At 71.1% G+C, this 19577-nt stretch carries 14 protein-coding genes; 8 read left to right on the forward strand and 6 right to left on the reverse strand.

The features are described 5' to 3' along the window. Nucleotides 1-38: 38 nt before the first annotated feature. From ACFSE6_RS14140 to ACFSE6_RS14155, 4 genes are read right to left on the reverse strand one after another with little or no spacing between them, the layout of a single operon-like run. On the reverse strand, nt 39-1379 hold the full coding sequence (locus ACFSE6_RS14140) for an ABC transporter substrate-binding protein (RefSeq protein WP_388008355.1): 1341 nt from the start codon (nt 1377-1379) through the stop codon (nt 39-41). A gap of 7 nt (nt 1380-1386) precedes the next feature. After that, nucleotides 1387-2331 (reverse strand): carbohydrate ABC transporter permease, encoded by a 945-nt coding sequence (locus tag ACFSE6_RS14145; RefSeq protein ID WP_388008438.1) that lies wholly within the window; start codon nt 2329-2331, stop codon nt 1387-1389. Nucleotides 2332-2345: 14 nt separating this feature from the next. Next, nucleotides 2346-3278 carry a carbohydrate ABC transporter permease gene (locus tag ACFSE6_RS14150; protein WP_388008358.1) on the reverse strand — a complete coding sequence of 311 codons (933 nt, stop codon included), beginning with the start codon at nt 3276-3278 and terminating at the stop codon, nt 2346-2348. A 14-nt stretch (nt 3279-3292) separates the two neighbouring features. After that, nucleotides 3293-5440 (reverse strand): alpha-galactosidase, encoded by a 2148-nt coding sequence (locus ACFSE6_RS14155; RefSeq protein ID WP_388008361.1) that lies wholly within the window; start codon nt 5438-5440, stop codon nt 3293-3295. Nucleotides 5441-5587: 147 nt separating this feature from the next. Here ACFSE6_RS14155 and ACFSE6_RS14160 point away from each other — a divergent pair, with 147 nt between their 5' ends. The 4 genes from ACFSE6_RS14160 to ACFSE6_RS14175 all read left to right on the forward strand — a co-directional run bounded on the left by ACFSE6_RS14160 (nt 5588) and on the right by ACFSE6_RS14175 (nt 10583). Further along, on the forward strand, nt 5588-6733 hold the full coding sequence (locus tag ACFSE6_RS14160; RefSeq protein ID WP_388008364.1) for an ROK family protein: 1146 nt from the start codon (nt 5588-5590) through the stop codon (nt 6731-6733). A 55-nt stretch (nt 6734-6788) separates the two neighbouring features. After that, nucleotides 6789-9299, forward strand: a complete 2511-nt coding sequence (locus ACFSE6_RS14165; RefSeq protein WP_388008367.1) for a family 78 glycoside hydrolase catalytic domain — start codon at nt 6789-6791, stop codon at nt 9297-9299. 95 nt (nt 9300-9394) lie between these two features. Continuing rightward, a complete protein-coding gene (locus ACFSE6_RS14170) occupies nt 9395-10075 on the forward strand; it encodes a hypothetical protein (protein WP_388008370.1) in 681 nt (226 codons plus the stop codon). Between the two features lie 157 nt (nt 10076-10232). Then, the gene (locus tag ACFSE6_RS14175; protein WP_388008373.1) at nt 10233-10583 is read left to right on the forward strand and encodes a peptidoglycan-binding domain-containing protein; all 351 of its coding nucleotides are present in this window, start codon (nt 10233-10235) and stop codon (nt 10581-10583) included. A 117-nt stretch (nt 10584-10700) separates the two neighbouring features. Here the strand turns inward: ACFSE6_RS14175 and ACFSE6_RS14180 are convergent, their stop codons facing one another. Then, complete coding sequence (locus ACFSE6_RS14180) at nt 10701-13049, reverse strand: molybdopterin-dependent oxidoreductase (RefSeq protein WP_388008375.1); 2349 nt, start codon at nt 13047-13049, stop codon at nt 10701-10703. Nucleotides 13050-13211: 162 nt separating this feature from the next. Here ACFSE6_RS14180 and ACFSE6_RS14185 point away from each other — a divergent pair, with 162 nt between their 5' ends. From ACFSE6_RS14185 to ACFSE6_RS14200, 4 genes are all read left to right on the forward strand, one after another. Next, complete coding sequence (locus tag ACFSE6_RS14185) at nt 13212-14903, forward strand: FAD-binding dehydrogenase (RefSeq protein ID WP_388008378.1); 1692 nt, start codon at nt 13212-13214, stop codon at nt 14901-14903. 276 nt (nt 14904-15179) lie between these two features. Next, a complete protein-coding gene (locus ACFSE6_RS14190; RefSeq protein ID WP_388008381.1) occupies nt 15180-17282 on the forward strand; it encodes a bifunctional metallophosphatase/5'-nucleotidase in 2103 nt (700 codons plus the stop codon). A gap of 79 nt (nt 17283-17361) precedes the next feature. Continuing rightward, nucleotides 17362-17649, forward strand: a complete 288-nt coding sequence (locus tag ACFSE6_RS14195; RefSeq protein WP_388008384.1) for a DUF6343 family protein — start codon at nt 17362-17364, stop codon at nt 17647-17649. Between the two features lie 215 nt (nt 17650-17864). Beyond that, nucleotides 17865-18605 (forward strand): M23 family metallopeptidase, encoded by a 741-nt coding sequence (locus ACFSE6_RS14200; RefSeq protein ID WP_388008387.1) that lies wholly within the window; start codon nt 17865-17867, stop codon nt 18603-18605. A 16-nt stretch (nt 18606-18621) separates the two neighbouring features. Here the strand turns inward: ACFSE6_RS14200 and ACFSE6_RS14205 are convergent, their stop codons facing one another. Beyond that, nucleotides 18622-19545 carry a metallophosphoesterase gene (locus ACFSE6_RS14205; RefSeq protein ID WP_388008390.1) on the reverse strand — a complete coding sequence of 308 codons (924 nt, stop codon included), beginning with the start codon at nt 19543-19545 and terminating at the stop codon, nt 18622-18624. Nucleotides 19546-19577: the final 32 nt, after the last annotated feature.

Genomic DNA, 19577 nt, shown 5'->3' on the forward strand with positions numbered 1-19577 from the left:
ATATGACAACTCGCCGGGGGTGGGGCGGACGCCGCCGGTCAGTCCTCGGCGAACAGCCGATTGATGCGCTCGTTCGCGCGAGTCAGGGCCGAGACGTCCTGGCGGCCGATGAAGATCGACTCCATCACGGGCGTCATGATCGCCTCGACCTGTGAGCCGTGGCTGGCCAGTGGGTAGAGCGCGGTGTGTCCGTGTTCCACGGCCTCGGTGAACGGCGAGATGTCGATGCCGCGTTGGGCGAAGGCCTCCTCCGCCGCCGCGGTGCCCGCGGGACGGGCGGGAAGGACCACCCCGAACGAACCGACGATCTCCTGGCACTCGTCCGAGCCGAGGAAGGCCACCCACCGTCCCGCCAGCTCCGGCGTGTCCGTCTGGGCGTTGATGGAGTCCGCGAGGCCGTTGAACATCGAGACCGGGTGGCCGACCGGTCCGGAGGGCGTGCGGGCGATGCCCACGTCGATGCCCTCGAGCGAGGTGTGCGTGCCGATCATCCATGACCCGTCCGCCAGCACCGCTGCCTGACCGGATCCGAACTGCTGCGCGGTGTCCGGCGCGGAACCGATCACCTCGTACGGCGGCATGTACCCCTTCTCAGCGAGCCCGAAGTACCACGCCAGGGTGCCCTGGATCTCCGGCTCGTCGAACTGGTACTCGGTCGCCCACAGCTCCTCGTCCGTGTGGTGCCAGCCGGTGGAGAACGCGTACTGCGACCACTCCGTCTGCCCCTGATAGCTGCCGGCACCGTTCGAACCGAGGCCGTACTGAACCACGTTCTGCGGGTCGAAGCCCTCCTCGTCCCCGCGCACGCCGTTCGCGTCCACCGTCAGGCGGGCCAGCACGTCCTCGAACGTGCCTCCGTCCTGGGGGTTCCACGTGAGATTCTGCATGTCGGCCTCGGTCAGGCCGGCCTCGGCAAGCAGGTCCTTGTTGTAGAACAGCGCGACCGTGTCGAAGTCCTTGGGCACGCCGTAGCGTCCGCCGTCCGGCCCGATCCACATGTCCGCGAGTCCCTCGTAGTAGTCGTCCGGGTCGACGTCGTCGGTCGCCTCCAGCGTCTCCAGATCCAGCAGCGCACCCCGGGTCACGTACTCCGGGTACCGCGCGACGTGGTCGGTGAACACGTCCGGACCGGCGCCGGCCACCAGGGCCGCGGTGAGCTTCTGCCAGTAGTCGTCCCACCCGTACTGGCTGATCCGGATCTCGGTGCCGGTCTGTTCCTCGAACGCGTCGGCACACGCCTGGTACGCGGGAAGCTGGTTGGCGTCCCACAGCCAGTAGTCGACGACGTCGGACTCGACCCCTTGCACGGCGCTGCAGCCGGTCACGGCGACCGTGACGCCGGCCAACCCGGCGGCGAGGCGCTTCCTCGAACTCGTCATGACACCCTCACTTGATCCCGGTGAAGCCGATCGAGTTGACGATGCGGCGCGCGAAGACGACGAACAGCAGCAGCATCGGCGTCGCGGCCACGATGGTGGCCGCCATGAGGCCGGCCCAGTCCGGCCCGGTCTGCGGCGACTGGGCGGTGAACGTCCCCAGGGCGACGTTGAGCACACGGGAGGAGTCCGAGTAGGAGACCATCAGCGGCCACAGGTAGTCGTTCCAGGAGTTGATGTAGGTCAGGATCGAGATGGTGGCGATCGGGCCGGTGTTCATCGGCAGGATCACGGTGAAGAAGACCCGAGCCTTGCTCGCGCCGTCGAGTAGGGCCGCCTCCTCGATCTCTGTGGGGACGGTGAGGAAGAACTGCCGCAGGAAAAAGATCGCGAACGGCGTCATGAACAGGTTCGGCAGCATGATCCCGAGCAGGCTGTCCACCAGGCCGAGGTCCTTGATGAGCAGGAAGTTCGGCAACAGGGTGAAGATCACCGGCACCATGAGCGAGAGCAGGAAGATCGAGAACACCAGGTCGCGGCCCTTCCAGCGCAGCCGCGAGAAGGCGTAGGCCGCCATAGCCGAGCAGGTCACCTGGCACACCGTCACCGCGGTGGCCACGATGACCGAGTTGCGCAGGTAGAGCCAGAAGTCCAGCTGCGCGCCCGAGCCGCCCTGGGCGATGGCCTCCTCGGTGGACTGCAGGCCGAAGACCCGCTCGAACCCGCCCCAGCTGAAGCCGACCGGCAACGGTGAGGTGGGGTCGGTGTACAGCGCGCCGTTGGAGGAGAACGCGGTACGGAACATCCACAGGAACGGGAACAGCGTGACGGCGACGATCACCAGCAGCGCCAGCCAGGCGACGACGCGGCCGGGCGTGAGGCGCCGTCGTCGGCGGGCCGGGCCGGGTGGCGTCGCGGTCGGAGCTGGAGCGGACGGGGTGAGGGTGGCAGGCATCGACATGGGGGACCTCAGTTCAGGTCGGTCTGGCCGGCACGGGTGACGCGGTACTGGACCGCGGTGACCACGAGAAGGATGACGAGCATCGCGACGCTCAACGCCGAGGCATAGCCGAAGTCGAACTGGGCGAAGGCGTTCTCGTAGATGTAGAGCTGCAGCACACGGCTCGCGTCGACCGGGCCGCCGTTCGTGGTGACCGAGACGGTGTCGAAGACCTGGAAGGAGCCGATGATCGAGACGATGAGCACCATGCCGAGCATCGGCCGCAGCACCGGCATCGTGATCGACCGGAACATCCGCCACTCCGAGGCGCCGTCGATCCGTGCCGCCTCGTAGAGCACCGGCGGGATGGTCTGCAGGCCCGCGAACAGCAGCAGCGCGGTGTAGCCCATGTGGCGCCAGACGTTGATGAGCGCGATCGTCGGGATCGCCCACTCCTCGGAGGTGAGGAAGGGGATCCGCCCGACGCCGATCCACTCCAGCACCTGGGTACCGATCCCGAGCTGGAAGTCCAGGATCCACAGGAAGAGGATCGCGGCGACGACGTTGGAGACCAGGTAGGGGGCGAGGACGATCGAGCGCCAGAACGTCGACGTCGCCAGGCGCTGCATGAGGACGGCGATGCCGAGCCCGATCACGGTCTGCACCCCGATGTTGATGACGACGTACAGCAGGGTCACCCGCACCGCGTTCCAGAACACGGGGTCGGCGACCATGCGCTCGTAGTTCGCCAGCCCTACGAAGCTCGCTTCGGAGAGGAGGTCCCACTCCTGGAAGCTGAGCCAGACCCCGCGCACCAGCGGCACGAGGTAGAAGGCGATCAGCCCGACGCTCGCCGCGGCGATGAAGACCAGGGCGAGCCGGGTGTCGTCGCGTTTCTTGCGCCGTCGGGTCGGGCCCGGGGGTGCGGCGGCGGGTACGGCGGTCTCCGGCGTCGTTGCCATCGACGTCTCTCCTGTCAGGTGGTGGTCACGTGCAGGACGACTTGCTGCTCGGGGCTCACGTTGGGCATCTGCAGGCCGACCGCCCCCAGGGCCCGGCCGGTGAGGGTGAGACCGTCGTCCCACCAGGCGGTGGAGGAGCCACGACGGGCGCGGCCGGCGGTGTCGGTCAGGAGCTGGGTGACGCGGTAGCGCCGGTCGGGCTCGAGCCCGGGAAGGCGGACCTGTCCCGGTGTGGTGTGGCGCGAGCTGTGCACGGAGGCGAAGGCATAGATCGCCTCTCGGTGGTCCTTGGCCACCACGCCGTGCAGCCAGAAGGCGTCGTCGGGATGGTCGCCGTGGACCACGGTGCCGGTGTGCAGCAGGTCGCGATGTTCCTGGTGGGCGGCGATCCACTCCCCGAGCCGTGCCAGCTCGTCCTCGGACGCGCCGGTCAGGTCCCACTCGATCCCCATGTGGGAGAAGAACGCGGTGCCCGCCCGGAAGTCGATCGTCGTCGTGCGACCGGTCTGGTGCGAGATCGGGGAGGCGACGTGCGAGCCGATCATCTCCGGCGGCAGCAGCAGCGAGGTGCCGGCTTCGATGCGCTGCCGCTCCAGCGGGTCGGTGACGTCCGACGCCCAGATACGCACGCAGCGGTCGAGGATGCCGAGATCGATCCGTCCGCCGCCGCTGCTGCACGACTCGATCTCCAGGCCCGGCTGGGCGGCGATGAGCTCGTCCATCAGCCGGTAGGCCGCGAGCGTCTGCTCGTGGATGCTGGCCTGCCCGGTGGACTGCGTGCCGGCCTCGATGAGGTCGCGGTTGAAGTCCCACTTGAGGTACTCGATGCGGTACGTGCGCAGGATCGCGAGCATCTGGTCACGGACGTGGGCGTAGGCCTCGGGGATCGTCAGGTTGAGCACCTGCTGATGTCGGGCCTCCGGCGGCCACCGGTCCGGGCGGGCGGCGAGGATCCACTCCGGGTGCGCCCGGGCCAGATCGGAGTCGGGGTTGACCATCTCCGGCTCGAACCAGAGACCGAACTCCATGCCGAGGTCGTGGACGTGGTCGATGATCGGGCCCAGCCCGTCCGGCCAGACGTCCGGAGAGACCACCCAGTCCCCCAGCCCCGAGCTGTCGTCGCGGCGGGAGCCGAACCACCCGTCGTCGAGGACATAACGCTCGACGCCGAGCGAGGCGGCGATGTCCGCGAGCCGCTTCAGGGTCGCCAGGTCGTGGTCGAAGTAGACGGCCTCCCAGACGTTGAGCTGGACCGGCCGGGCGGTGCGCGGATGCTGTGGCCGGGCCCGCAGGTAGTCGTGGACACGGGCGGCGGACTCATCGAGCCCGTCCCCGTGGCTGTAGTAGATCCACGGCCCCTGGTACGTCTCGGACGCGCCGAGCCGGATCTCACCCGCGAGCAGCAGCTCACCGCCGGCCAGCATCCCGACCGCGTGGTTCATGCGTTCGGCGTAGGTGCGGGTGTTGCCGGACCAACCCACGTGCATCGCGCGCAGCTCGCCGCTGCGCCAGGAGAAGCCGTGCCGCCCGGCGGCCATGACGACGGCGGCGTCGAGTTCCCGGGCACGGCGCGACTCTCGCAGGTGGGTGCCGTGGGTGAAGGCGTGGCGCTGCTGGATGCGCTCGTGCCCCCACCAGCCGGTCAGGTCGAGGATCTCGTCGGCCTCGAGCGGGACGGGCAGGTTGAGATCGAGGCTGTGCAGGTCGAAGATCCCGGGGCCGGTGTTGGTCACCGCGGCACGCATCCGCACGAGACCGGAGACGAGCATCTGAACCTCGAGACCGAGCTCGAGGGCGGCGTCGCGGTCGGCCGCGGTGATGGTGAGGGTCTCAGCGACAGCCGCCTCCGTGGACGCGTTCCGCCGGATCCCGGTGACGGTGAACGCCGTGCTGAAGTCCGCCCCGGCCCGGTGCCCGGTCAGGCCCGGGGTGCCCATCCATCCCGCGGACTGCTCGGCGAGGAGCGCCAACGGCACCGGCCTGTCCGGCCCGGCCGCTCGCGGACCCTGCGCGGCGGCCAGGCGCAGGTGTGCGAGGTCTTCGGCTCCGAGCTCACCGAGGTCGGGTCCCCAGTGCAGCACACGGGGCAGCCGGTCACCCTCGCAGTCGAGGACCAGCGAGATCCCGCCTGCGCGGAGATGATGGGCGGACGACTCCGTCACCTGAGAGACTCCTTCGTCGGGAAACGCACGGCCTTAGTGTTGCGACAACACTATGTTCCCGTCAACACTCAGGTCCGATGGCGGCACAGCGTCGACGACGTCGTGACCGACCCGACTGATACGTAACATGCAAAAGAAAGGCTCGTAGTGGAGGACAGGATCTCCCCCTGGATGCCGCTCGAAGGGTCCGGCCAGGCGGTCGCTCTCGAGGTCCTCCTGCACGGCCCGCTCTCCCGTGCCGAGCTGGCCCGGCGGATGGGCCTCTCGCACGCCAGCCTGTCGCGCCTGACCAAGCCGCTGGTTGCCTCCGGGCTCCTCGTCGAGGACGCCACGGCTGCCCATCGCGGCGGCATGGGCCGGCCGAAGCAGCCGCTCGACGTGGTCGAGGAGGCCCACCACTTCCTCGGGGTCAAGGTCACCGGCGACCGCGCGTACGGCGTCGTGACCACGATGCGAGCCCGCACGGTCTCCCGCTCCGTGGTCGAACTGCCCGACCACACGGTCGACGGAGTAGTTCGCGTCATCGGTGATCTCGCCGAACGGGCACGCGCCGAGGTGCCGGAGCTCGCCGGGATCGGCATCAGCGTCGGTGGCCTCGTGCGCGACGCCGCGGTCGTCGAGCAGGCCACCTTCCTCCAGTGGACGGACGTCCCGCTCGGCGCCCAGGTCAGAGCCGCCACCGGCCTGCCGGTGGTGGTCGAGAACGACGTCACGGCGTTGACCGAGGCGGAACGGTGGTTCGGCGCCGGCCGGCACGCCGAGACCTTCACGGTCCTCACGATCGGCGCCGGTGTGGGCTACGGCCTCGTGGCGCACGGACGCCTGGTGACCAGCAGTGATGCAGGGCTCGGTCTGGTCGGGCACACGATGGTCGCGCCCGGTGGGCCACGGTGCGGAGCCGGGCACTCCGGTTGCGCCGGGGCGGTGCTCAGCTCGGATGCGATCGCCGGTGCCGTCGCCTCCGCCACGGGCCGCTGGACCGGGATCGACCAGGTCCTCGAGCAGGCGGCGTCCGGCGAGGTCGCGTGCGTCCGGGCCGTCACGGATGCGGCCCGCGCGCTGGGGAGGTTGATCGGGACGGCGGCGTCGTTCTCGCACTCGCCGACGGTGGTGCTCGGAGGTGAGACCGTCGCCGTCGCGCAGCTCGCACGCGAGGCGGTCGACGCGGGTATCGCGGACGTACGTCACGACGAGGCGGAGGCGGTCCGGCTGGAGGTCCGCGGCGCCGGGTTCGACGAATGGGCCCGCGCCGCCGCGGTCGTGGCGGTCCAGGCGTTCGTCACGGGCCGGTGAGCCACGCAGAGTCGACGGACCGCACCGGCAGCGGCCGTGCGTCAGACTGTCAGACGTGACGTTGCGCCTGGAGCACCTCACCGTCGAGCACCTGACGGACCCGGTGGGCGTCGACGCTCCGCCACGATTCGGCTGGCACGTGGTCGCCGACGAGCCCGGCGTCGGCCAGCTCGCCCGGCGGATTCTCGTCACCGGTCCCGACGGCTCGGTGTGGGACAGCGGTGAGGTCGCCGACGACCGGTGCAGCGAGATCGACGACGTCGACCCACCGCTCGCGCCGCTGACCCGGTACAGCTGGCGCGTCGAGGTCACGACGACCGCCGGCGCGGTCACCGGCGAAGGGACTTTCGTCACCGGCCTGCTCGGCGCCGACCTCCGCGCCGCGGCGTGGATCGGCGGCCCCGGCGGCTCCGCGGCGCCCCTGCTGCGCACCGAGTTCGACGTGCCGGCCCAGCCCGCCGAAGCGTGGCTCGTGGTGGCCGCGGGCGGCTACGCCCGGGTGGAGATCGACGGCGCACCGGCCGGGCCGCGGCACCTGAGCCCGGCGTTCCGTGACTACGACAACGCCGTGCCGTACACGGTCAGCGACGTCACGGGCGTGTTCGGTCCCGGGCGGCACGCGATCGGTGCCGAGCTCGGCCGCGAGTTCTACGGCATCCGGGGACGCAACACCTGGGAGTGGGAGCGCTCGCCCTGGCACGCCGAGCCCTGTCTGCGGCTCATGCTGCTGCTGCGGTACGGCGACGGCACGGACCAGCCCGTGGTCACGTCGTCATCCTGGACCGCCGCCGAGGGACCGACCCGATCGGACGACCTGTACGCCGGCGAGGACTACGACGCCCGGGAGGAACGATCCGACTGGTCATCACCGGGCCATGACGACGGCGACTGGTCACCGGTCACCCTCGTCCCGGGGCCCCGGGGCCGCCTGGTGGCGCAACGTCAGCAACCCGTCGCCGTCGTCGACGAGCTCGAGCCGGAGGCGGTGACGCCGCTCGGTCCGCGCCGGTGGGTGCTCAGCTACCCGCGGGTCGTGGCCGGATGGGCGGCGCTGCGCACCCGGGCCGCGACCGGCGAGCAGATCGAGCTGCACTTTGGGGAGAAGCGCCGCCCGGACGGCTCGGTGAACAACGACGACGAGCAGGGCTTCCTCGACGGCCGCTTCCAGACGGACCGGGTCACCGCCGACGGGTCGGACCTGAGGTGGGAACGCCGTTTCGGCTATCACGGGTTCCAGCACGTGGAGGTCCGCGCCCGGGAGCTGCCGGACGTGCGCGCCCGCGTCGCGCACACCGCCGCCGCCCGCACCGGTGGGTTCTCCTGCGCGGAGCCCCTGCTCAACCGCCTGCACGCCATGGCGGTGCGGACCCTGGAGAACAACCTGCACCACCTGCCCACCGACACCCCGATGTACGAGAAGAACGGGTGGACCGGTGACGGGTTGCTCGGTGCCGAGATGATGCTGCTCAATCTCGACGTCCACGAGCTCCTGGCCTCGTGGTGCGAAGACATCGCGGTCTCGCGTCACGGAACCGGCGCCCCGGCGGTCATCGCACCCTGCGGCGGCTGGAGCCTGGACTGGTCGCCCGCGCCGGTCTGGCACGCGGCGTTGCTCCTGGTGCCGTGGGAGATCTACCGCCAGCGCGGGGACCGGCGCGTGCTGGCCTCGATCTGGCCGGACGCCCGCGACTACCTGCGGTTCGAGGTCGCCCGCTCGCCGGAGTGCCTCGCGGACTCGACGCTGACCGACTACCTCAGCCCGGAGACGTCGATCCGGGGCGGGAACGGACCGGAGGACACCCGCATCGCGGCCACGGCGGTCGTGGCCCGGATGTGTCAGGTCGCGGCTCGGATCGCCCGGGTGCTCGAGGAGGACCCGGGCGAGTGGGAGACCGCCGCCGCTCGGTTCCGCGAGGCGTTCGTGCGCCACTTTTACGACGCCGACTCCGCCGTGGTGCGGTCGGCGGTGGACGGCCCGGAGGTCGGCTACCGGCAGACGCCGGCGGTCCTGGCGCTGGCGTTCGACCTGCTGCCCACCTCGGAGCGCCAGCGGGTGGCCGATCGACTGGCGGCCGACGTCCGCGAGCGCGGCGACCACCTCAGTACCGGTGCCCTGGGGACCAAGCACGTTCTGCCGGTGCTGACGCGGTTCGGTCACGCCGACGCGGCCTGGGACGTGGCGACGCAGACCACCTTCCCCTCGTGGGGGTTCTGGGCCGAGCAGGGTGCGACGACGATGTGGGAGCACTGGCGTCCGGAGTCCCGTTCGCGGGACCACTACTTCATGGGCACCGTCGAGGACTGGCTCTACTCCGGCGTCGCCGGCCTGGCGCCGCTGCAGCCGGGGTGGCGGCGCGCCCGGGTCGCGCCGGCCGTGACCGATCGGCTCGCGTCCGCGTCCGGGCACGTGACGACGCCGCAGGGCCGGCTGGCCGTGCGGTGGTGGCACGACGACAACCGCGGTGTGGCGGCCGACGTCGAGGTGCCGGTCGGTGTGGTCGCCGAGGTCGGCCTGCCCGGGCTGCGCCGCGAGCTCGGTCCTGGCCGGCATCGCGTGCGGGCCTGAGCGCCGGCGGCGTGAGTGCCTGGGGAGCGAATACCTGCGGGCCCGAGCGGCTGCGGCGTACCGTGAGGCCGCAACGGCGTCGTCCCCGGAGGATCATGGGCCAGCTCGTCCTGCGCGTCATCGCCGTCGTGGCCGCCGTACTCGGGGCGCCGGTGTACGTCCTCGGGATCGGACTGGTCGAGATGGAGATCCAGCGCATCAGGAACCAGGTCGTCGAGGACGCGGTAGCCGCCGGGTCCAGCGGGGCGCAGACCTCGCTTCCCTGGGTCCCGACGCTCCTCATCGTCCTGCTCACCGCGGTCGTCGTGGCCGTCTTCCTCCCGCTGCCCGGCCGGCGCCGCCAGGCGGACTTCCGTCTCCCCCGCTATGCCTTCACGGCCGCGCTCACCGCCACCGTCGCGATCGGCGTGCCGACGGCGGTGCCGACCTTCTGGGATGAGTTACCGGCGTTCCTGCAGCCGGGTCCCGAAGCTCTTCCCAACCCGGCGCTCGTGTGGTGGTACCTCGCTACCGCCGGGAGCAGGGCACCTGTGGCACTACTCGGTGTCATGGTCACCATCTGTCTGTTCGACGTCTACCGTCACCGCGCCGCGGCGCACGAGGCCCCGGCACCTCCGGCCGGCGAGGAGACCACCGGTCCGCCACCCGACAGCGGAGCCGAGGAGTCGCCGGTCGGTCTCGGCGAGGGCGACTCCGACCCGGCGCGTCCCGCACTGCCGGCGCGGCAGCAGCCGGTGGACCTGAGCCTCTACCGTCCGCCACCGCGGGAGGAGTAGCTGCTCGGCGAGCTCCGTGCTCGTGCGCGGCGCCTACCGCCTCACGCAGAAGTTCCTCAACGGCCAAAGAATCGGCACCGGGCCGGGATAGCGTCCCTTCGGGATGGCAGGGATCGCCACCGAATTCGACACCGCACGACGCACGGAGGACGCACAGATGCCCCGGAAGACACTCCTACGCTGGGGCGCGACGCTCGCCGCAGCCTCGGCGCTTGCCGTCAGCGGCGCCGTCGCCACCGCCTCACCCGCACCTGCCGCCTACATCTGCGGTGCGATCTCGAGCTCGCACTACACGTTGGCCTACGGCAACCGGGGTGAGCCTGTGCAGTATCTCCAGTGCGTCCTGAACGACATCGGGTATGACCTCGCCATCGACGGTGTCTTTGGCCCTCGGACGGAGTCCGCCGTCAAGCACTGGCAGGCGCGCCACCCATACCTCGGTCGCTGGGACGGCGTGGTCGACCTGGACACGTGGCGTTCGCTCGAAGCAGGCGCACCGAACTACTGAGCGCGTCCGAACCACCGAGTCTGCCCTGATCCAGCACGCAAGCAGCGCGTCCGGCAGTGGTGCGAGGCGATGCCGCGTGCTGCTCCTTCCGTCGCCGACCAGGTGGTGACGGCTTCGCTACCGCGTCTCGACGCCGGCGCCGTCCTCGGTCAGGTTCGGCGGCTCGGAGGTGACGGATACCTCCGGGGCCGGCTGTGCGTACCGTTCGACCTCCACGAGTGCGGTCTGGGCCGCCGCGCCCTGACCGAGGCGGGAGGTGCCGGCGTCGCGGGTGAGCACGTTCGGGTTGCCGTGGATCTCGAGCGCGTGCGGCTCGCCGCGTCCGCTCGGTGCCGCAGGTTGGTACCAGGCGCCCGTGGGGAGATGGATGACGCCACGGCGGAGCGCGTCACTGAGTACCGCACCGGCCAGGCAGCTGCCGCGGTCGTTGTAGATCCGGACGACGTCGCCGTCGCGGATGCCGCGTGCGGCGGCGTCGGCGGGGTTGAGGCGGCAGGGCTCGCGGCCGGCGATCTTGGTGTCCCGGCTGGCGGCGGCCATGTCGAGCTGGCTGTGCAACCGGGCGCTGGGCTGGTTGGAGAGCAGGTGGAGGCCGAATCGTTCGGCACTGGCTCCGCCGAGCCATTCGCTCGGCTCCAGCCACGCCGGGTGGCCCGGGCAGTCGTCGTAGCCGAAGGCGTCGATGGTCTCGGAGAAGAGCTCGATCCTCCCGGACGGTGTCACGAGCCGGTTCGCCTCCGGGTCGTCGCGGAAGGCGCCGAGCAGCACGTGGCTGCCCGTGGGGACCTCGACCGAGCCGTCGGCCCAGAACCGCTCGAACTCCGGCAGGTGGTAGCCGTGCTCGGCCGCGCTCGCGCGGGTGGTCTCGTACAGGTGCCGGATCCAGTCCATCTCGTCGCGGCCTTGCGTGTACTCGGCCGCGATGCCGAGTCGCTCGGCGAGCCCGGTGAAGATGTCGACGTCGTTGCGCGCCTCGCCGCGGGGTGGCACCGCCTGCTTCATCGCGACGATCCGGCCGTCGTGTGAGGCGGCGCCGATGTCGTGGCGTTCCAGCGTCGTCGTGGCGGGGAGCACGATGTCGGCATGCCGGGCCGTGGCCGTCCAGAACGCCTCGTGCACGACGACGGTCTCCGGACGTTGCCAGGCGCGGATCAGCCGGTTGAGGTCCTGGTGGTGATGGAACGGGTTGCCGCCGGCCCAGTAGACGAGCCTGGTGTCCGGGTAGGTGCGGGTCTCGCCGTTGAACTCGTAGTCCGCGCCCGGGCTGACCAGCATGTCGACGATCCGCGCGGCCGGGATCGCCCCGGTGACGGGGTTGGTCCCCACGGGGAGCACGGGCGCCGGGAACGGATAGCGCGCGTTGCCCTTGGTGCCGGTGGCGCCGTACGCGAACCCGAAACCACCGCCGGGCAGGCCGATCTGGCCGAGCAGCGCGGCGAGTGCGATGGCCGCCCAGTACGGCTGCTCGCCGTGGTCGGCACGCTGCAGGGACCAGGACACCGAGATCATCGTGCGGTGGACAGCCATCTCGCGGGCGAGGGACCGGATGACGGCGGGGTCGACGTCGGCGATGGCACCTGCCCAGGCAGCCGTCTTGGCGACGCCGTCGTCCTCACCGGTCAGGTAGCGGCGGAAGCGGTCCCAGCCGGTGCAGTACCGCTGGAGGAAGTCCTCGTCATAGAGGCCCTCGGCGAACAGGGTGTGCGCGAGACCGAGCATGATCGCCGTGTCGGTGTTCGGCCGGGGCGCGATCCACTCGGCGCCCAGGAACTCCGGGGCGTCGTCGCGCTGTGGCGTGACGGCGACGAACCGTGTGCCGCGGGTCTTGAGGGTCTTCAGCCATCCGCGGGTGCTGTGCCGGCTGAGGCCGCCGGACTCGACCTGGGCGTTCTTGAGCGGGATGCCGCCGAAGAGGACGAACAGCTCGGTGTGCTCGGCAAGGACATCCCAGCTCGTGAGCTCACCCGAGGCGGCGCTGGCGGTACCGAGCACGTGCGGAAGGATCGCAGCGGCGGCTCCGAAGCTGTAGTTGCTGATCTGGTCGGTGAAACCGCCGAAGCAGGTGAGGAACCGGTGCAGCTGCGTCTTGGCGTGGTGGAAGCGCCCCGCGCTGGACCACCCGTAGGACCCGCCGAAGATCGCGGCGTTGCCGTGCTGCTCCCGCACCCGCTGCAGTTCGCCGGCCACGAGGTCCAGGGCGCGCTCCCAGCTCACCTCGACGAACGGCTCACCGCCACGGCGTTCCGGCCGGCGCTCCCCTCCGTCCACAGCCCCGGCGAGCCAGCTCTCCCGTACGGCCGGTCGGCGCACCCGCACGTCCGCCTCGAGCGCGTCGGCCACGCCGCGCAGCACCGGGGTCGGTTCGGGATCGTGCTCGTCCGGGATGAGGCCGACGACGGCGTCGTGGACCACCTGGGCCTCGAAACTGCCCCAGTGTGACGTGTGCGGGACGGTGACCGGGCGCATGACCTCTCTCATCGCTGGGATTTCGGCGCACCGCAGGCCGGTCCGCCACTCGCACGGTACCGCGCGCCTCTGTCAACGTCCCGGGGAGCTACCTGACGACGGAGCCATGCCCCCGGGGCTGTCATCAGCCCTGCTTCGGCCGCGGCCTGGCAGGATCACGGCATGCCCAGACATGACGCCGACGTCATCGTGGTCGGGACCGGACTCGCGGGTCTGGTGGCCACCGCCGAGCTCGCCGACGCCGGACGGCGAGTGGTCCTGCTCGACCAGGAGAACCTCGCGAACCTCGGCGGACAGGCGTGGTGGTCCTTCGGTGGTCTGTTCCTCGTCGACTCTCCCGAGCAACACCGGCTACGAGTGCGCGACTCGCTGGACCTCGCATGGCAGGACTGGCTCGGCACCGCCGGGTTCGACCGCGAGCGCGAGGACACCTGGCCGCGGCGGTGGGCGCGTGCCTACGTCGAGTTCGCCGCCGAGGAAAAGCGCGCCTGGCTGGATCGGCTCGGAGTCCGGTTCTTCCCGGTGGTCGGGTGGGCCGAGCGCGGTGGCCAGGGCGCGAGCGGGCCCGGCAACTCCGTGCCGCGGTTCCACATCGTCTGGGGCACCGGACCGGCACTGCTCGAGCCGTTCGTGCGGCGGGTGCGCGCCGCCGTGGACCAGGGGCTCGTACGGCTGGCGATGCGCCACCGCGTCGATCGGCTCCTGGTGACCGACGGCGTCGTCGACGGGGTCGGCGGCTCTGTCCTCACGCCCTCCGACACCCCGCGCGGCGTCGCGTCCTCGCGCGAGGTGACCGGGGACTTCGAGCTGCGCGCCGGTGCCGTCGTCCTCACCTCGGGCGGCATCGGCGGCAACCACGGCCTGGTCCGTGAGTACTGGCCTGACCGACTCGGCCGGCCGCCGGAGGACATGCTCACCGGAGTACCCGCCTACGTCGACGGTTCGGTGCTGACGGCGGTAGAAGCAGCGGGCGCGAGCCTGATCAACCGCGACCGGATGTGGCACTACACCGAGGGCATCGCGAACCATTCCCCCGTGTGGCCGGGCCACGGGATCCGGATCCTGCCGGGGCCGTCGTCGTTGTGGCTCGACGCGGCCGGGCGGCGCCTGCCGGCGCCGAACTACCCCGGCTTCGACACCCTCGGCACGCTCCGCCACCTGCGACGGGCGCAGACGGGACATGAAGGCGACAGCACCGGGACGGTCGGCGCCCACAGCCACTCCTGGTTCGTCCTCACCCAGCGGATCGCGGAGAAGGAGCTCGCTCTGTCCGGCAGCGAACAGAACCCGGACCTGACCGGCAAGGACCTGCGGCTGCTCTCACAACGGCTCCGCCCCGGCGCACCGGGTCCGGTCCGGCGTTTCCTCGACGACGGCGAGGACTTCGTCGTCGCGGACACCCTGGCCGAGTTGGTCGAGGGGATGAATGCGCTCACCCCGCACGCACCCGTGGAGTTCGCCCAGGTCGAGGGTGAGGTGCTCGCACGCGACCGCGAGATGGCGAACGCGTTCTCCAAGGACCCGCAGATCACCGCCCTGCGAGGGGCACGGAACTACCTCGGCGACAAGCTCATCCGTGTCGCGCCGCCGCACCGGTTGCTGGACCCGGCCGCGGGCCCGCTCATCGCGATCCGCCTGCGGACGTTGACCCGCAAGACGCTCGGTGGTCTGGAGACCGATCTGGACGGTCAGGTCCTCCGGCCGGACGGCGAACCGCTGCCCGGGCTGTTCGCGGCCGGCGAGGTCGCCGGCTTCGGGGGCGGTGGGATGCACGGCTACGCCTCGCTCGAGGGCACGTTCCTCGGCGGCTGCCTCTTCTCCGGGCGTCGCGCCGGCCGCGGCGCAGCCAGCTGACCCGCCCCGTGCCGAGTCGTCATCTTTGTGCCGAGTCGTCATCCTTGTGCCGACTGGTCATATCTCGACGTCGAGAGGTGACAAGTCGGCACATCGTTGACAAGTCGGCACATCGTTGACAAGTCGGCACATCGTTGACAAGTCGGCACATCGTTGACCAGTCGGCACACCATTGACGACTGGCTGAGGAGGGTGTGCTTCGCCGGTTCGTCACCTGCGCGACACATGGGCCTTCTAGGCTCCCCGCAGCCCACTCGCCATCGACACGGGAGAGCCATGCTCAAACGCCTGACCACCGCCGTCCTCGCTACGGGACTGGCCGCCACGCTGGCGCCGGCCGCAGCAGCCGCGACGGCGCCGCCGGACCAGCTCGACCTCACGCTGCTGGCGACGACCGACACGCACGGCCACATCTACAACTGGGACTACTTCGGCGGCGCCGAGTACGAGGGGGAGGACGCGCAGGGCTTGACGCGCGTCTCGAGCATCGTCGGTGACGTCCGCGAGCGCGAGGGCGAGGAGTCCGTCGTCGTCGTGGACAACGGTGACGCCATCCAGGGCACCCCGTTGTCGTACTACTTCGGCATGGGCCCGGGCGCGGCCGACGTGCTCGACGGCACCGTCACCCACCCCATGGCCCGGGCGTTCAACACCATCGGCTACGACGCTCAGGTGGTCGGGAACCACGAGTACAACTACGGCCTGGACATGCTCGCCACCTACGAGGAGGACCTCGACCTTCCCCTCCTCGGCGCCAACGTCGTCGACGTCGAGACCGGCGAGCCGTACCACGACCCGTACACCCTCATCGAGCGCGAGATCGACGGCGAGACGGTGACCGTGGGCGTGCTCGGCCTGGTCACGCCCGGCGTGCGCATCTGGGACAAGCAGCACGTCGAGGGCGTCCTGGAGTTCCAGGACATGGTCACCGCCGCCGAGCAGTGGGTTCCCGAGGTCGAGGAACAGGCCGACGTCGTGGTCGTGCTCGCGCACACCGGTCAGGGCACGATCGAGGACGCGAACTACGACCCGGCCCGTCTCGACGAGGACGTAGCCGGCAACATCGCCCGCATGGTGCCCGGGATCGACGTGCTGGTCGCGGGGCACAGCCATCAGGACCTGCCGCAGACACTGGTGGAGAACGTCGACGGTGAGCAGGTGCTCATCACCCAGCCGAACTACTGGGCCAACAGCGTCACCGAGACGTCGCTGACCCTGGTGCCCGACGGCGAGGGCGGCTTCGAGGTCGACTGGACCGATCAGGCACCGACCGCCGTCCCGCACTACGGCAGCGAGGTCGCCGACGACCCGGCCCTTGTCGAGGCACTCGCCACCGAGCACGAGACGACGGTCGAGTACGTCAACACGCCCGTGGCCGAGTCGGTGGAGGAGCTGGCCGCCGAGACCTCCCGGTACGAGGACACCCCGATCATCGACTTCATCAACCACGTGCAGCAGACCACGGTGGAGGACGCACTGGCCGGCACGGAGTACGCCGACCTGCCCGTCATCTCGCAGGCCTCGCCGTTCTCCCGCACGGCGGTCTTCCCCGAGGGAGAGGTCACCATCCGCGACATCGCCGGCCTGTACATCTACGAGAACACGCTGCGCGGCGTGCAGATGACCGGCGCGGAGATCCGCGACTACCTCGAGTACTCCGCCCGGTACTTCACCCAGGCCGAGCAGGGCGCCGAGTTCGACCCCGAGACCGGCACCAACGCGGTCTACGACGACCGGCCCGAGGGCGTCCCGGACTACAACTACGACGCGCTGTCCGGGCTCGACTACGTCATCGACGTCTCCAGGCCCGCGGGCGAGCGGATCGTGCGCCTGCAGCACCCGGACGGGACCCCGGTGGCCGACGACGACGAGTTCGTGCTCGCGGTCAACAACTACCGCCAGTCCGGCGGCGGCGCCTTCCCGCACGTCGCGGAGGCGCCGGTGGTCTACGACGAACTGCTCGAGATCCGGCAGCTGCTCATCGACTGGGCCAGCGACCGCGGCGTGATCGACCCGGCGGAGTTCTTCGTCGAGAACTGGGAGCTGACGACCTCGCCGCTTCCCGAGGAGCCCGGAGAGGACCCGACGGACGACCCGACCGACGAGCACACGGACGAGCCGACCCCGCCGGCCGGAGACGAGACGCCCGATGACGGCGCGGACGGCGGCGCCGGCGGCGACGGCGGGTCCGGCACGGACGACGGCACCCAGGAGGACAGCACTGGGGACGAGGGCACGCAGAACGGGGCCGACGAACCGATCTCGCGACTGCCCGAGACCGGCGCGGGGCCGGCGCTGGTGCTCACCGCGGCGGCGGTGCTGCTGATCTCGGCCGGCGCCGTCACTCTCGTCACCGTCCGACGCCGACAGGCGAGCTGACACCCGAGCCCGCCATCCCGACGACGCCCTTCGCCGACTCGCCATGCGAGCGGCGGAGGGCGTCGCTAGCGTCGATGCCGTGACGAGTCAGGGTGAGGATCCGGACCAGGAGCGCTACCGGCGCGGCCTGCCGGACCACCACGACCCGACCAGCGGCGTCGGCGGGGCACCGCCGGCACGTAGTGCCCTGACCCTGCGGCTCATCCTCGCCGACGTCGGTCTCGTCGCCGGGATCCTGCTCGCGCTCTGGGCCTGGCGGGTCGACGCCCCGTGGTGGATGATCGCCCTTCCCGCGCTGCTCGCGGTGACGGCCGCCGCCGATCTCGTCGTCGTCATCCGCCGCAAACGGCGCGGCGAACCGGGCTGACCCGCCCCGGCCGCTCCCCGACGGCCCACCATGTGAGACCGCGCACGTCGTGACGCACGTCATGGCGTGGCGTCCTTCCGCGTGTCTAGCGTGACCGCTCCGCAGGCCCGGTGTGTCCGTCCGCACGTCCCTCCCGTCCGGGCCGTCCCCGACCTCGGAAGGCCCAGATGACCGGAAAGCACTGTGCCTCGCCCCGGCCGCACCGCCGGCCGCGCATGCGATCCCTGCTCACCCGGGGCGCGCTTCTGACCGCGCTGACCGTCGCGACCGCCGGCTTTGCCGCGGCCGAGGACAACGCCGCCCCGGCCGGCACCACACACGTTCAGCCCACCCCAAGCGTGCTCCGGACCCTCGAGGCCGCCGACGCAGAGGTCAGCACACCTCGCTCGCTCGTGGCCGACCCGGTCTCGCAGCTCCGCGCCCAGACGATCGCCACCATGCGCGCCGGCGGGCGCCAGTCCGAGACCACCGAGGGGGCGAACGGCGTCGCCGCGGCAGCGCAGGACGAGCCCGAGGTCGTCATGCCGCTCGCGGCTGGCTCCTACCGCAACACCTCGCAGTACGGGCCGCGGACCGATCCGATCAGCGGGGCAAGCGCGATGCACACCGGCACCGACTTCTCGGCGCCGCTGGGCACCCCGATCCACGCGGTCGCCGACGGCGTCGTCACCCACGCCGGCCCGGGGATCGACGGCCGCTCCAGCGAGCTGGTCATCGTCGAGCACGAGATCGACGGCGCCGTCGTGGAGAGCTGGTACGTGCACATGTACAGCCAGGACGTCCACGTCACCGAGGGGCAGCAGGTCGAGGCCGGCGACGTCATCGCCGCCGTCGGCAACAACGGCTACTCCACCGGCCCCCACCTGCACTTCGAGATCCATCTCGGGGGCGAGGAGACCACCGAACCGCTGGCATGGCTGGAGCAGGCCGGGGCGGTCGACCCCAGCGAGGGCTGATCCGCCCCGCGCTTGATCACGCGGTGGTCGGGGCCCGGGTGCCCTCCCGCCGGTGGTACCCCTCGACCGTCGCCTCGTCCAGATGGACGACCGGCTCGCCATCCTGCGCGTGAGTGACCACCTGCGGCGTGGCCACCACGTCCCCGGCCGGCCCCAGTTCGAGCAGGGTCGCGGCACTGCCGCGAACGGCTCGTTCGGTGCCATAGCGCACGAGGGTCTCCGTCCGGTTGGCCACACCCGGCGTGACGACGGCGAGCACACCACCGAGGACACCACTGACCGCGTGGTGATAGTGCCCCGAGAGCATGACCCGCACGTCGGTGCCGCTGACCACCTGGAGCAGGCTCTCCGGCCGCCTCAGCCGCAGCGCCTCATGCAGCCGGGTGGCCGGTGGCAGCGGCGAGTGGTGCAGCACCACGACCGTGCCGCGCGGCGCCGGATCCGCCAGCACGCCAGCCAGCCAGGTGAGCTGCTCGTCGTCGAGCTCACCGCGGCCGGCTCCCGGCACGGAGGTGTCCAGCGTGACCACGCGCAGCCCGCCGACCCAGCTCACGGCGTCGATCGGCGCCTGCGGATCGGCCTCGTGCTCCGGCTGGTGCGCGGCGAGGTGGCCGGTACCGAGCACCGCCCGGAACGACGGCCGGTAGTCGTGGTTGCCCATGGACATGACGACGGCGGCGCCCGCCTCGTCGGCCCAGGACCCGATGACGCTGCGAGCGAGTTCGTAGGACTGCGGCGTCCCGTCGTCGGAGACGTCGCCGGAGACGACGACGAGATGTGGCGGGGCGAGTTCCTGGCACGCGTCGAGAACCCGTTCGGTGGCCGCGAGCGTGTCCACGACGCCGTTGTGCCGGCCCTCCGCGAGGAAATGCGTGTCCGACAGGTGCAGGATGCGCAGGACGCCGGCAGCGCCGTCGCCCGGCAGAGTTGTCTCGGTCACGTGCGTGTGTGTACCAGACGGATGTGACAACG

The organism is Georgenia deserti (genome assembly GCF_042680605.1).
Taxonomy (GTDB): Bacteria; Actinomycetota; Actinomycetes; order Actinomycetales; family Actinomycetaceae; genus Allobogoriella; species Allobogoriella deserti.

What these genes read in the sequence shown, in the direction of transcription:
- ACFSE6_RS14190 (WP_388008381.1), top strand. Translation starts at nt 15,180, where the DNA reads ATGCTCAAACGCCTGACCACCGCCGTCCTCGCTACGGGACTGGCCGCC.
- ACFSE6_RS14170 (WP_388008370.1), top strand. Translation starts at nt 9,395, where the DNA reads ATGGGCCAGCTCGTCCTGCGCGTCATCGCCGTCGTGGCCGCCGTACTC.
- ACFSE6_RS14200 (WP_388008387.1), top strand. Translation starts at nt 17,865, where the DNA reads ATGCGATCCCTGCTCACCCGGGGCGCGCTTCTGACCGCGCTGACCGTC.
- ACFSE6_RS14145 (WP_388008438.1), bottom strand. Translation starts at nt 2,331, where the DNA reads ATGCCTGCCACCCTCACCCCGTCCGCTCCAGCTCCGACCGCGACGCCA.
- ACFSE6_RS14150 (WP_388008358.1), bottom strand. Translation starts at nt 3,278, where the DNA reads ATGGCAACGACGCCGGAGACCGCCGTACCCGCCGCCGCACCCCCGGGC.
- ACFSE6_RS14185 (WP_388008378.1), top strand. Translation starts at nt 13,212, where the DNA reads ATGCCCAGACATGACGCCGACGTCATCGTGGTCGGGACCGGACTCGCG.
- ACFSE6_RS14175 (WP_388008373.1), top strand. Translation starts at nt 10,233, where the DNA reads ATGCCCCGGAAGACACTCCTACGCTGGGGCGCGACGCTCGCCGCAGCC.
- ACFSE6_RS14140 (WP_388008355.1), bottom strand. Translation starts at nt 1,379, where the DNA reads ATGACGAGTTCGAGGAAGCGCCTCGCCGCCGGGTTGGCCGGCGTCACG.
- ACFSE6_RS14180 (WP_388008375.1), bottom strand. Translation starts at nt 13,049, where the DNA reads ATGCGCCCGGTCACCGTCCCGCACACGTCACACTGGGGCAGTTTCGAG.